Annotated in this window: 13 protein-coding genes, 1 tRNA gene and 1 pseudogene; 4 read left to right on the top strand and 11 right to left on the bottom strand. The window is 65.8% G+C overall.

Features of this window, described 5'->3' with window-relative positions; all coding sequences use genetic code 11:
- Positions 1-49: 49 nt before the first annotated feature.
- A complete protein-coding gene (locus tag ACSC1Y_RS06470) occupies positions 50-847 on the bottom strand; it encodes an ABC transporter permease (RefSeq protein ID WP_435333880.1) in 798 nt (265 codons plus the stop codon).
- Positions 848-858: 11 nt separating this feature from the next.
- A pseudogene (locus ACSC1Y_RS06475) lies at positions 859-1,770 on the bottom strand (ABC transporter ATP-binding protein); the annotation flags it as partial.
- A 234-nt stretch (positions 1,771-2,004) separates the two neighbouring features.
- Between ACSC1Y_RS06475 and ACSC1Y_RS06480 the strand changes: the two are divergent.
- Together ACSC1Y_RS06480 and ACSC1Y_RS06485 are read left to right on the top strand one after the other, a co-directional pair.
- Positions 2,005-2,253, top strand: coding sequence for a hypothetical protein (locus ACSC1Y_RS06480; protein WP_435333882.1), 249 nt, complete (start codon positions 2,005-2,007; stop codon positions 2,251-2,253).
- A 183-nt stretch (positions 2,254-2,436) separates the two neighbouring features.
- Complete coding sequence (locus ACSC1Y_RS06485; RefSeq protein ID WP_435333883.1) at positions 2,437-3,123, top strand: hypothetical protein; 687 nt, start codon at positions 2,437-2,439, stop codon at positions 3,121-3,123.
- A 165-nt stretch (positions 3,124-3,288) separates the two neighbouring features.
- Here ACSC1Y_RS06485 and ACSC1Y_RS06490 read toward each other — a convergent pair whose 3' ends face one another.
- The 6 genes from ACSC1Y_RS06490 to trmY all read right to left on the bottom strand — a co-directional run bounded on the left by ACSC1Y_RS06490 (position 3,289) and on the right by trmY (position 7,525).
- A complete protein-coding gene (locus ACSC1Y_RS06490) occupies positions 3,289-3,801 on the bottom strand; it encodes a P-loop nucleotide/nucleoside kinase family protein (RefSeq protein ID WP_435333884.1) in 513 nt (170 codons plus the stop codon).
- A 166-nt stretch (positions 3,802-3,967) separates the two neighbouring features.
- Positions 3,968-4,705, bottom strand: a complete 738-nt coding sequence (locus ACSC1Y_RS06495; protein ID WP_435333885.1) for a profilin-fold protein — start codon at positions 4,703-4,705, stop codon at positions 3,968-3,970.
- A gap of 78 nt (positions 4,706-4,783) precedes the next feature.
- The gene (locus tag ACSC1Y_RS06500; RefSeq protein WP_435333886.1) at positions 4,784-5,566 is read right to left on the bottom strand and encodes a helix-turn-helix transcriptional regulator; all 783 of its coding nucleotides are present in this window, start codon (positions 5,564-5,566) and stop codon (positions 4,784-4,786) included.
- Positions 5,567-5,932: 366 nt separating this feature from the next.
- Positions 5,933-6,005: transfer RNA gene (locus ACSC1Y_RS06505), tRNA-Pro, on the bottom strand.
- Positions 6,006-6,075: 70 nt separating this feature from the next.
- Positions 6,076-6,879, bottom strand: coding sequence for a hypothetical protein (locus tag ACSC1Y_RS06510; protein WP_435333887.1), 804 nt, complete (start codon positions 6,877-6,879; stop codon positions 6,076-6,078).
- A 49-nt stretch (positions 6,880-6,928) separates the two neighbouring features.
- Positions 6,929-7,525, bottom strand: coding sequence for a tRNA (pseudouridine(54)-N(1))-methyltransferase TrmY (trmY, locus tag ACSC1Y_RS06515; RefSeq protein WP_435333888.1), 597 nt, complete (start codon positions 7,523-7,525; stop codon positions 6,929-6,931).
- A gap of 106 nt (positions 7,526-7,631) precedes the next feature.
- Here trmY and ACSC1Y_RS06520 point away from each other — a divergent pair, with 106 nt between their 5' ends.
- Complete coding sequence (locus ACSC1Y_RS06520; protein WP_435333889.1) at positions 7,632-8,957, top strand: tRNA pseudouridine(54/55) synthase Pus10; 1,326 nt, start codon at positions 7,632-7,634, stop codon at positions 8,955-8,957.
- A 320-nt stretch (positions 8,958-9,277) separates the two neighbouring features.
- Complete coding sequence (gene rnhB / locus ACSC1Y_RS06525) at positions 9,278-9,976, top strand: ribonuclease HII (protein WP_435333890.1); 699 nt, start codon at positions 9,278-9,280, stop codon at positions 9,974-9,976.
- Between the two features lie 15 nt (positions 9,977-9,991).
- Here the strand turns inward: rnhB and ACSC1Y_RS06530 are convergent, their stop codons facing one another.
- The 3 genes from ACSC1Y_RS06530 to secF form a co-directional block, all read right to left on the bottom strand.
- Complete coding sequence (locus ACSC1Y_RS06530; RefSeq protein ID WP_435333891.1) at positions 9,992-10,390, bottom strand: hypothetical protein; 399 nt, start codon at positions 10,388-10,390, stop codon at positions 9,992-9,994.
- Positions 10,391-10,473: 83 nt separating this feature from the next.
- Positions 10,474-12,027, bottom strand: a complete 1,554-nt coding sequence (locus ACSC1Y_RS06535; protein WP_435333892.1) for a preprotein translocase subunit SecD — start codon at positions 12,025-12,027, stop codon at positions 10,474-10,476.
- Entirely contained in the window at positions 12,024-12,920 is an 897-nt protein-coding gene (gene secF / locus ACSC1Y_RS06540; RefSeq protein ID WP_435333893.1) for a protein translocase subunit SecF, read from the bottom strand. The genes ACSC1Y_RS06535 and secF overlap by 4 nt, the downstream gene beginning before the upstream one ends.
- Between the last annotated feature and the right edge of the window lie 78 nt (positions 12,921-12,998).

Below are 12,998 nucleotides of genomic sequence, written 5' to 3' on the forward strand. Positions count from 1 at the left end.
GACTACTCGTAGAGGGAGGGAAGGGGAGACGAGCAGTGGCGGAAGCCAGCTACTCCATCAACCCGTAGCCGCGCCTGATGAGTGCCACGTCGACGGCGAAGACGACGGCCGTGGCGACGACGAGCACGCCAAGGGAGAGCACCGGGTCGACCTCCGCGAAGTCGAGGAACCCGTACCGGACCGCGTTGACCATGTAGACCATCGGGTTGAGGAACGACAGGTCGTACCAGATGCCCGTTCCTTCGAGGGCCGAGAGCGGATAGAACACGCCGCCGAAGAAGACCAGCGGCCGGATGATGAACTGGTTGAGCACGGTCAGGTAGTCGAAGTCCCGCGCCCAGAGCCCGCCGAGTATCCCGAAGCAGGCGAACAGCGCGGCGACGAGCACGAGCGAGACGACGAGGTAGATGGGGTGGGCGACCGTCACGAGGCCGTACGCGGGGTTGAGCAGGGTGAACGAGACGCCGATAACGGCGATGATGACGGCGACGAGGACGCCCCGAAGGGTACTCGCGGCGACGTAGGCGAACGCCAGCTGGCGGTACGACAACGGCGACGTCAGCACCTCGTGGATGTACTCGTTCCACCGACCGTGGAAGATACTGAACGAGGCGTTCTCGAAGCCGTTCGAGACCGCGCCGAGGACGACGAGTCCGGGCAGGACGAACGTGATGTAGGGGATGCCGCCGGCGTACTCGCCGATGCGGCTCCCGAGGATGACGCCGAAGACGGCGAAGTAGAGCACGTTGTTGATGAACGGCGGCAGGAACGTGTTCCGGGGGCGGCGGACGTACCGGAGGATCTCCCGCTTCGTCAGCGCCCACGTGCCGGTCGAGAGCCCCATCATCGGCCGTCACCCGTCATCTCGACGAATATCTCTTCGAGCGAGGTCCGCGAGATGTCGAGGTCGAGTATCTCGTGTCCCATCGCCTCGAGTTCGTTCAGGAGCGCCGGGGCGACCGCCCCGCCCTCGGTGGCTCGAACGCGTAGCTGGTCGCCGTCGAGTTCGACGGACTCGACCCGGTCGAGCGTCCCGTTCAGCTCGGGTGCCACCGCGGGCGGGTCCCGCAGCGTGACCGTGATGATGTCCGTCCCGCGGCCCATCAGTTCGTCTGGCGTGGCGACCTCGACCTTCGAGCCCTCGTTGACGATGGCGACGCGGTCGCAGAGCCGCTCCGCCTCCTCGATGTAGTGGGTGGTGAGGAGGACGGTCGTCCCGCCCTCGTTCAGGTCGGAGACGACCTCCCACAGGTCGTGGCGTAGCTGGACATCGACGCCCGCGGTCGGCTCGTCCAGGATGAGCAGGTCCGGGTCGGTGACGAGGGCGCGGGCGAGCAGCAGCCGGCGCTTCATCCCACCCGAGAGCCAGTCGAAACGCTCCTCGCGCTTGTCGTAGATGCCGACGCGTTTCAGTGCCTCGTGCGCCCGGTCGAGCGCGTCGTCCTCCGGGATGCCGTGGTAGCCCGCCTTGTGGACGAGCACCTCCTCGATGGGGAAGAAGCGGTCGACGTTGAACTCCTGTGGCGCCAGGCCGATGGCGTCTCTGGCCTGCCGGTAGTCGTCGACCACGTCGTGACCGAACACCCGGGCCTCGCCGCCGGTCTTGCGCGTCAGACCGACGAGGATGTTGATGAACGTGGTCTTGCCGGCCCCGTTCGGACCGAGCAGACCGAAGAACTCGCCCGACTCGACCTGCAACGAGAGCTCGTCGAGCGCCCGGAGGTCCCCGTACTCCTTGACGAGGTCTGTCACCTCGATGGCGTAGGTCATTGTCGGTGCTCGGGCGAGTCGCTGGTTAAGGCCGTCGAATCCGGTTCAGGGCCTTTCAGCCGGTACTCCAGCAAAGTCCCCTTCTGGTACCTCAGCAGGGCTCCCATACCGGTACCCGAACGGCTCGTCCATCCCGCGACAACAGCCGGTTCGGGAGGGTGAAGCGACCCGTAGGTAAGCCCGGCGGCGAACAATCGTCAGCCGACCCACGGAGAGTCGAGCGGTGGACCGTCGGTGCCGCGACTGCCGGAGTCCGAGCGGCCGCACGAAACGGCCTCGAGTGACGTGACCGCGCTCGGTTCGGACGCGGATACCCGGTTCGGCGGCTTCTTCGTCGAGCAGGACGGGGATGGGACCTTCTCGTTCAACGACGAGCTCATCTCCCGCGGATACGCAACACCCGACGTCAACATCACGCAGACGGATTCGTTCGAGTTCGGGCTCGGGTTCAGCGTCGAACAGTGTCGTGGGAACGTGGCCTGAGCCACCGTTACGACACGTCCTCGAAAGGAACGAGCAGGTCGAGTCGGGCGACCGAACACATCACCGGGAACTCCTTCGAGCCTGGGGAATGGCGCAAATCAAGGGGAGCGTTATGCACGGAACTGGCGTACGTTACTCGCTAGTAACTGTCTCCACAGCGCTAGCCAGAGGAGTGGGGAGTATATGATACAAACCGACCCAACAGACACAGTACAGCCGACCCTGAACCGCCGCGTCTTCCTGACAGGACTCGGAGTCCTCGGCGCGACAGCCCTCGCCCTGCCGCTGGTGCGGGCTGGCGGTGACGACGAAGACACGGAAGGGGAGTACACGGACTTCACGCTCGTCACGGACGAGACCGGCGTCATCAGCGTCGAGGTGCCGACCGAGTGGGCACAGAAGTACTCACTCGGTGACGAGGAATCAGGACTGACCCTGATCGTCGCCCCGAACATGGAATCGTTCGCCTCGTCGTTCGAGACGGAGACCTCGCAAGTCGGCGGTGCGGGTGCGATCGTCATCTACAACCCGAACGCGACGGGTGACCCGATGCAGCTGGTCAAGTCGACGAAGGACCTGCCGAAGAGCTGCACTGCTGGTGAGGCCACCGAGTTCGAGAACGCCAACGGCCTGAAGGGCGCCCTCACCGTCCACGGTAACTGTGGCGGCGGCCAGGGCCTGCTCGTGAAGTACATCGCCACCGTCGAGGGTGCCGATGGCCTGGTCATGGCGATGATCGCCGTCAAAGACGAGAAGGACATCGCCGCTGCGGTCAACATCCTCAACACGCTCTCGGTCGAACCGACCGCGGACGAGGAGATGCCCGAAGAGGAGGAGAGCGAGAGCCCCTTCCCCGGTGGAACGCTCTGATCGAAGAGGAGCACCGCACCGGCCTCTTTTTGTCGACCGGGAGCACCGAACGAATGCAGTTCGATGTCTCAACCGGGGAACTTCATCACGTACCGGGCCGAGCACGAGGCTCACGATCCGCACGTCGGTAAATCGCTCGTCCCTTCCCGGATGCTGGTCTGGGGACTACTGGGTCGGAGGCGTCACGGTGGACTCGAAACATGCGGCCACCTGTTCCGCAGTCTCTTCCTCGCTTCCGGAGTTATCGATGGTCGTGTGTGGCATCGACAGCGGGTCGAAGATGTCTCGGTAGTACTGGTGGATCTCGAAGTCCGCGTCGCTCGCATCGCCCTCTCGGGCGGCGATACGTTCTCTGACGACGGCTTCGTCACAGGTGACCTCGTAGCAGTCGAACGGGACGTCCAGCAGCGACGCGATCGCCTTCGCCCGGAGTCTGTCAGCCTCTCGCTGGAAGGTCGCGTCGAGCACTACTCGCTCGCCCTCACCGAGCAGTTCCTTCGCTCGCTCGAACAGCGTCTCGTACACCATGTACGACTCGACCTCGGTGTAATCTGGGTCGTCGAACAGCTCTTTGCGTATCACGTCCGTCCGGAAGCGCGTCGCGTCGACTCGCTCGGCGACGTCCTCTGCGACGGTCGTCTTTCCAACACCCGGTAGCCCGCACACGATGACTAGCATGGTTGCCTGTGGTGGCGACGCCCAGGACCAAGCGGACCCTCCCGCTATCGCACCGGACCCCGGACGACACCGTCTGTCCAACCGATGGACCGAGCGCTTCATCAATGTACGGAAAACCACTCGACCCGCGCTGTCGGTCCCCCGGCCGCCCGTCGGCTCTCGTCGGTCAATCGCTCTCGGCGTCGAGCGAGACCCCGGCGAGGTCCGCCTCGAGCTTGTCGACGTACTCGTTGTACGCTCTGACGAACCCCTCGAACGCCGGTGCGTACTCTCGGACCTCGGGAGCTGACGGGGGCTCGTACTGAGACAGCAAGTAGACGCCGCCCTCGCCGCCGACGCGGAGGTAGGAGACGCGGGCCCCCTCTCGCTTCAGCTCCCAGCGCCGGCCGTCGACGGACCTCGTGAACGTCCCGTAGTCGGTCCCGTCGTACCGGTGGAGCTGGCCAGCGATCTCGTCTGCGACCTCACGGATGCGGGTCACGATGCGGTCCCGTTCGGCGACCACGGTCTCGGTGGACGCCACGCTCGGGAAGTCGAGAGAGACGTCGTCGAGCACGCCGTCGAGCGAGTCGACGTGGGTGTTGAACGATTCGACGAACGCGTCGTAGTCGTCCATCGCTCGCACGAGGTCCTCTGGCTCCGGCGGTTGCTTCGTCGAGATGACGTAGACGTCGGAGCCCGACTTCGGCGAGAAGCGGAGATACTCCAGCGCGCCGCCTTCGTACTTGACCGTCCATTCGGCCGCGTCCGTATCGAACGACCGGTGCCCGTAATCACCGCCCTGTAACAGCGCAAGCTCCCTCGCGATGGTCCCCGCGTGTTCTCTGACCTGTTCGACCACCTCGTCGCGCGAGTCGGTCGCATCACCGGTCCCCGTCACGTCCGCGTCCAGGCCGTCTGTCATCCCCTCAGAGTGAGGGACGTGACGGCATAACCCCTGTGCCGTCCGGGTATCCTACAACGACGGTGAGAACGGTCAGAACTAGCGGTTCGCGAAGGCGTCGACGGCCTCCTCCCGGTACGACTCGAACGTCTCGCTGGCCCACGCGACCGCGTCCGCCCCCGAGTTCCGGATTCCCCCCTGGATGAGCTGGTTCTCGTCGTACAGCGTGACGATGGCGGTCGACTCACCGTCCTGTTCGACGACGTACAGCCCGAACGGGACCGACTCCGACGAGTAGATGCTGACTGTCGAACTGTCCTCCGCGGCGGCCATGATGTCCGGGTACGCGTCGTACGCACGCTCGACCATCGCCGGCGTGAAGACGACCTCGACCTCGAGTTCGCCCTCGACGACGCCCCGTTCGTACAGGTCGTAGAACGCTCTCGGATCGTGGTCCGCGACCGAGAGCGCGCGGAGACGGTCCGCACTCGTCAGGGTCGACGTGACCTTGTCGACCATCTCGAGCGGCGCCGGTCCACTCGCGATGAGCACCTCGCTTCCGCGAAAGAGTGACGGGGGAAACGAGACATCGTTCGGCGCGTGTTCGAGGAGGTCCCTGGCGGTGACGATGGTGGACGCCGTCTCTCTCGCTTCGTCGACCGTCCGCCGAAGGACGTCACCCGCGACGGTCGTCCGGAAGCGTCCGTCCTCGGTTCGGGTGAGCAAGCCGGCAGCCATCAGTTCGTCCGTTGCCCGGTCGACGGTCGAGCGGGAATCGCCGAGTTCCTGGATGAGGTCTCGCTTGTGCCGGGGCACGTCTACCAGTTCGGCGAGGTAGTCGTATCGCCGGTCGACGACGGTCAGGACGTCATCGAAGTCCATCTATCGGGAAGATGTCATCGAACTACTAGACGCTTCTGGTCCACCTCTCAGCGACGTGATTACTCACCCCGTGACGAATCTCATCAAGGGGTGGCTTTTCGATAGTCGGTCGCTCTCCTATAGAAGGGGAGGCAGACGTAACACTGGAAATGTCCTCGGCGGCCGAAGGGCCGTCGTGCGCGTGTCACCGGGGGGTGCACGCGATATACTGCCTCTCCCCCTACTCGCACTGGTCGCCAACACCAGTGGGAGACCACTACTACTCTCTCATCTCTTCGTGTCCATTGGGAAGTGACACGAAAGTCCGGAGTCTGGGCTATTCAGTTCTCACATTCGGCTGCTCGTCATGTAGAAATGCGGGATAAGTGGGCCGGCGCGAATTTGAATCGCGGTTACGGCCACCCGAAGGCCGAAGGATACCAAGCTACCCCACCGGCCCGCGTATAGAACGAGGGCAGGATTACTTTTAACCCTTGCGAATCGGCGACCTTTCGCCAGCCGGTAGCAGGTTACTCGATCCGAACGAGTTCGTCGAGGTGACCCTTGAAGTTCACGTCGTGGCCGTCCACCGTGCCGACGCGAACCGCCTCGGACGAGAAGCTCGATTCGAGCCGGTAGGTCTCGCCGTCGTCGCCGGCGACGTATACCGTCGACCCGCCGATGTAGCTCGTCTCGGCGCGGTCGACGGACCCCTCCACGGTGAACACGACGGCGTCGCCCTCGCGGGATTCCCGCCGGATGTCGAAGCGGACCTCGTCGTCGAACTCAACGTCGTCCAGCCCGGACTCGAGGACCGTACCGAGGTCGCTGCTGTCGGTGTCGTCTGCCGTGTCTACCGTCTCCACCGTCTCGGCCGTCGCGGAAGCCGATTCGGACGCGGCTTCGGAGCCAGCATCGGACGCGGCTTCAGCCTCGCCTTCGACGACGTCACCGACCGTCTCCTCCGCCGGTTCGACCTCGGGGACGTTCGCGCAGAACTGGTCGAAGACGTCCGTACAGCCCGAGCAGAGGGCGTACGCGGTGTCGTCGGCGACGAGGAGCGTCCCGCCACTCACGGCCGCGTCGTTCCCGCAGAGACTGCACGAACACGACTCGGCCGCGAGGGCGGCCGCGTCGGAATCGTCGAGTTCGCGCGGCTCCATGTCGTCGGTCAGGGCCGCGATCTCGTCGAAGCAGTGCGGGCAGGCGAGCTGGTCGATGTCGGCACCGTCGCCGCCGTGGACGCGAAGCGAGTGACACTCGTCGAGTGCCGTCCGTGCGACGCGTCTGTCACAGAAATTGCAGGATGCTGGGATGCTCGAAGCGTCGGTCATCGTAGGCCATGCTACCTCCGGGCACTTAATCTGGCACGTTCTCGGCGAGTCAGAACTGTCGGTAGCCCTGCGTATCGAGGCAGTGGTGCGCCACGGTGATGGCGTGGTCGGCGTGGAGCAGGCGAGGACCGAGTCGGACGCGCAGGTCGGCCGCGTCGGCGAGCAGCGACTCCTCCTCGTCGGTGAAGTCGTTGTGGTCCGAGAGGACGAATATCGGGTCATCGGGGACCGCGGCTTCCGCGAGCGGCTCGCCGTCCTCGTGGAGCTGGACGACGGTCCCCTCGCGGGCGACCTCTCCGAGGAGCGTCTCGAAGCCGAACCGTCGGATGGAGACGCCGGGCGACGCCTCCGCGGGCATGTGGCCGATTGCGTCCTCGCGGTGGTCGAGGGCGTTCCGAACCAGCGCCGCGATGGAGCGCTCGTCCGGGTGGAGGTTGCGGACCTCGCTCCCGTCGACGGTGACGGTGTACTCGTCGCCGAGGACGAGGTGAACGCGGACGTCCTCTCTGAGGCCGTGGCTGGAGAGGAACGCGGCGTTCAGACAGCGGGCGAGCAGGTCCATGCGGCCCGCCTCGCTGGCGAGCGCGTCGAGCGAGAAGTCGGCCGTCGTCGGGGCGTCGTGGCCGAGGACGATGAACTGGCGCATGACAGACGGTGCGCCGGCCGGGGAGAAAGGCGCGTCGAAGGAGCCTGCGGCGACGGTCGAACGGGGATGACAAGGAACTAAGCCGGCGAGCGTCTGCAGTCCGGTAATGAACCTGCTCGATACGGCCAGGAAGCTGGTCGCGACCGGCCCCGTCTGCGACCCCTGTCTCGGTCGCCCGTTCGCCGACCGGAGCTTCGGCCTGACCAACGAAGAGCGCGGGAAGGCGCTCCGCGTGAGTATCGCCCTCGACGACGACGAGCCGTACGAGTCGCCCGACCGCGAGGACTGCTGGGTCTGCGAGGGCCACACCGCCCGCTTCGACACCTACGCGGAGCTCGTCGCCGACGGACTGGCGGGCGTCGAGTTCGCGACCTACCAGGTCGGTACCCGCGCCCCGCCGCTGGTCGAGGAGAACGAGAAGCTGTTCCGGGAGGACGCGGGCATGGAGGCCGACGCCGGCGAGACGTTCAAGTCCGAGTTCAACCGCGAGGTCGGCAAGCGCGTCGGCCGCCTCACGGGCACGGACGTCGACTTCGACCGCCCCGACATCCTGGCCGTCCTCGACCTCGAACGCGCCGGCGAGGACCCGTCCAGCCACGCCGTCGACGTACAGGTCAACCCCGCGTTCGTCTTCGGGCGCTACCGCAAGCTGGAGCGCGACATCCCCCAGACAGACTGGCCCTGCCGCGAGTGCGGCGGGTCGGGCGTCCAGCTCTCGACCGACGAGGGCGAGGAGCCGTGTGACTACTGCGGTGGCTCGGGCTACCTCTACGACGACAGCGTCGAGAGCTTCGTCGCCCCGCACGTCCTCGAGGCGATGGACGGCGACGAGGCGGTCTTCCACGGTGCCGGCCGCGAGGACGTCGACGCCCTGATGCTCGGCACGGGTCGCCCGTTCGTCGTCGAGGTGAAGAACCCGCGCAAGCGCGACCCGGATGCCGCAGCCCTCGAAGCCAGAATCAACGAGGAAGCCGGCGGCTCCGTCGAGGTCGAGGGCCTCCGCCTCGCGACCCACGAGATGGTCGAGCGCGTCAAGGAGCTCGACGCCTCGAAGACCTACAGGGCAGAAGTCGAGTTCGGCGGCGAGGTCACCGAAGCCGACCTCGACGCAGCAGTCGACGAACTCCACGGAACCACCGTCGTTCAGCACACGCCACAGCGCGTCGACCACCGGCGAGCCAGCCTCGACCGCGAGCGGACCGTCTACGATATCTCCGCAGCGCTCGAAGACGCGACCCACGCGACCGTCGAGATCCACGGCGAAGGTGGCCTCTACATCAAGGAACTCATCAGCGGCGACGACGGCCGGACCGAGCCCTCGCTCGCCGGCCTCCTCGGCGTCGAGGCGACCGTAACGGCGCTGGACGTGCTGAAGGTCGAGGGCGAGGACGAGGCGTTCGACGACCCGGACTACATCCGCGACGAGGAGTAGCTGCGTCTCTGAGGTGTTCTTCTGTCGATTCGCTTCCGATGTCGCCTCATTCATAGCGACGACCGGGTGGCGCGCGCTGACTCGGGTGGCGAGCGAAAGCGAGACACCGAGTCAGAAGCGTGCGAGGGATGAGTGAGATGGAGCGCAGCGGAATCGAACGAATCGGCTGGGGAGGGTGTGGTGCTGTATTCATTTCCGTCGTGATTAACGGACGGCTCGGACGAAACGACGGACGCCACGAGAGAGCGATGAACACCGCGAATCCCACCGCCGGATAGACCGCATTCTACAAGACTGCAGCACGAGAACCTCCGACCCAGATGCGATTCGGCGTCGACGAGGCCGGCAAGGGACCCGTCTTCGGGTCGATGTGGGCCGCCGCGGTGGTCGTCCCCGACGAGTCGATAGACCCAGAAACCGCCGTCCCCGAGGGGGTCGACGACTCGAAGCGACTCTCGCCCGCGAAGCGCGAGGAGCTCGCCGCTGTCATCCGCGAGGACGACCGTCTCCGAATCGGCGTCGCAGAGATCACGCCCGAACGGATCGACGACCCGGAGACCGACATGAACACGCTGACCGTCGCGGCGCACGCCGAGGCGCTGGACGACGCGGGAGTCGGCGCCAGCGAACTCGGCGGCGAAGACAGCATCGGCGGCGAACACTGCCTCTCCGGCGTCGTCGACGCGGGTGACACCAGCGAGGAACGGTTCGCTCGACGAGTAAGAGAGTTCGCCGCGGGCGACCTCTCGGTCCACGCCGAACACGGCGCCGACGAGACCTACCCCATCGTCGCCGCGGCCAGCATCGTCGCGAAGGTCGAACGCGACGCACAGATGGCCCGATTGGCCGAGGAGTACGGCGACGTGGGCTCGGGCTACCCGAGCGACCCGACGACGCGCGAGTTCCTCGAATCGTACGTCGCCGACCACGGTGCAGTCCCCCCGTTCGCCCGCGAATCGTGGTCGACCTGCCGGGACGTCCTCGCGGCGAACGAGCAGTCCGGGCTGGGCGACTTCTGAGTCCGGCCCCCCTCCTCACAGCCAGCGACTGCCCGTGACCCTCATCTCCTGCTGGTCGATGGGGTTCCCGTCCGAGTCGACGGCGACCACCACGGCGCTCCCGGTCGTCGGCAGGACGATTTCGGCGCTCGTCGCTGTCGGTTTCAGCGTGGTCGTGTAGTAGCTACTGCCGTCTTTCATCACGATGAGCTCGGTGACGCCGAGTTTGCGCGTCGCCTGCGGCCGGAGCGTGACCTTGGCCCGCGTCGTCGAGGTCGCCCACGACTCGGTTCGTGACACCGACGAGAAGACCGTCGAGTCCTCGATACCGGGTGCCTGGATGCCGATGTCGGTCGTGAGACAGCCGCCCAGGAGCGACAGCCCGGCGACGGCGAGCACCCCACCGAACCGACGACGGGTCGGTCGACTGGTCATCGAGCGAGGCTTGTCGCTGAACGGTGAAGGAGAGTCGGCCTAATATCGCGAAAACGTGAACGACGGCGGCTCGTCGACGACCGTCAGTGCTCGCCGGTCGTCAGCGACCGGAGGATGTCACCGTAGGCCGGCCGCGTGATGAGTACGCCGATGAGCACGCCGAGGATGGTCACGATGGCGAACCCGCGGAGGTCGCCCAGCGAGAGGACCGCGAGCGGCGACATCGCGATGATGGTCGTCGCGGCGGCAGCGCCGATGACCCAGAACGCCTTCCGGAAGCGCGACTGGAAGACGCGCGAGGAGCTCACCTCGCCCTCGGACATCACCTCGTCGGCGATGATGATGAGGTCGTCCACACCCGTCCCGATGACGGCGATGAACCCGGCGATGTGCGAGAGGTCGAGCGGCAATCTGACAGCGGCGACGAAGCCGAGCAGGAGCACGACCTCCGCGAGCGCGGTAACGATCATCGGCACCGCGATCTTCGGCTCGCCGTAGCGAAGGTAGACGACGCCGCTGACGGCCAGCACGGCGATGAGTCCGGTGATGAGGGAGTTCGTCTTGAACCGGTCCGCGAGCGCGGGTTCGAGCGAGTAGACCTGCGCGTTGTCGAAGTCGAGCGGGGCGCGGAGCGCACCGGCACGCAGGTTGACCGCGATGTCACGTGCCTCGGACTCGTTCGTGGCGGTCATGACGAATCGCGGGTCGTCGACGAACGTCCCCTGATTCATCGAGTTCGCGAGCGACGGCCCGAGCGAGTGCGTCGCCGTGACCTCGCCGTTGACGATGGTGACGAGACAGTAGCCCTCGCTGTTCTTCTCACCCTCGGGCACGTCACGCGGACACGAGCTCACGCCGTCGGACGTGAAGCCGGTCTGCTGGAGGATGTTCGAGAAGTCCTTTGCAGCGTCCTGCGTGAGGACGACCGGAACCTGGTGGACACCCTCCTGGCTCACCTCGGGGTCACCGACGCGGCGGAGGTCCTCGTAGGTGAGGAGGCGCTGTTCCTCCATCGTCCCGTTACTGCCGGGATAGCGCGCGTGCACCTCGACGATACCACGGTCGTTGACGAGCTTCTTCAGCTCCTCCGCGTCGCGGTTCGGTGCCTCGACGACAATGTACTTGTCGCCGTCGACGGTCGTGGCGATGGTCGCGGAACCACCGGAGAGGCCCGTCTCGGAGAGCTTCCGGTTGATGGTGTCGACGACCTGCTGCCGGGTCGCCTGGGTGACGCCGTCTCTGATGTCGTCTGTCGTGACCTGCGACCCCTCCTGCGTGGTCACGCCCTGCTGATTGAGCACAGTGGCGAACTCCTCCTTCGAGATGCTGTCGTTGAACACCTCGACGGTACCGCTCCGCGGCTGGACGTAGACGTCACGGGTCGGGATGCTGAGGTTGTCCGCGACCGCGTCGCGAAGGGCCGTCGGGTTTCCGGTAGTCGAGACGTCGACCTTCTCCGCGGTCATCCCGACGACCGGTGCCCGCAGGCGGGTCCCGCCGTCGAGTTCCAGGCCGTACTGGAGGTTCGTCGGGCCGGTCGTCTCGCCGCCCACAAGTCCGGGTGTGAACAGGATGACGCCGCTTCCGACGAGCATGAGGACGAGCACGATGACGCGCCAGTTCTCACGGAGGTTCATTGCGGGGTCACCTCCCCGAGCTTGTACCAGCGAAGCAGGCTGAGATTCAACATGTAGGTGTTCACGAGGTCGGTCGCGAGGCCGAGCACCAGTACGATACCGATGGAGGCCATCAGGTCGATGCCGAACAGGTAGGCGACGACGGCCATGACTGCCATCGCGGACAGTGAGGTGACGGTCATCGTCACACCGGTCTCCATCGCGCGGTGGACGCTCTCGTAGAACTCACCCGACCGCCGGAGGACGTGGTTGTTCAGCAGGATGTCCGAGTCCACCGAGTACCCGATGAGCATCAGCAGCGCGGCGACGGTGCCGAGTGAGAGTTTGATGCCCAGCAGGTTCATCATCGCGAGCGGGATGACGATGTCGGAGAACGCGGAGAGGACGATGGCGATAGAGGGGACGAACGACCGGAAGAACAGGAACGCGAGGATGCTCATCCCTGCGAACGCAGCAACGATGCCGTACAGTGCGGTCGTCTGGGCCGTCGACGCGAACCGTGCGCTCGTGGACTGCCGTGAGAGGACGGTGTTACAGTCCGAACAGGCGGGCTGTAGCTCGTCACGGGCCGTCTGGGCCAGCTCGTCACCCTCGGCTTCGGGGCCGAACGTGAGGATGTAGGTCGGTTCCTGGATGTTCGGTCCCTGCACTTGCTGGACCGACAGCACCTCGGCGTCGAACTTCGACGTGAGTTCGTTGCGCGGCGTATCTGTCTGTACCGTGAGTTCGGTCCCACCGGTGAAGTCGGTCGAAAGGCCGACCGGTGTGCCGAACATGACGTACCACCCGAGTAACACCACCAGCGCGACGGCGAGGAGCGCGAGGGGGACCGCCGCCAGCTGGCGGTTCGAGTACCGGGTGTAGTCGATCTCCGGTACCTCGAACTTGCTCATGGCGACCGGTCCGGTATCGGACCACCTAAGCCTTCTTATCTGCGTGTCCGCAGGCGGTTGGAAATCCCGCCCCTCGTC

This window comes from Haloarchaeobius lipolyticus (genome assembly GCF_051208015.1).
Classification (GTDB): domain Archaea; phylum Halobacteriota; class Halobacteria; order Halobacteriales; family Natrialbaceae; genus Haloarchaeobius.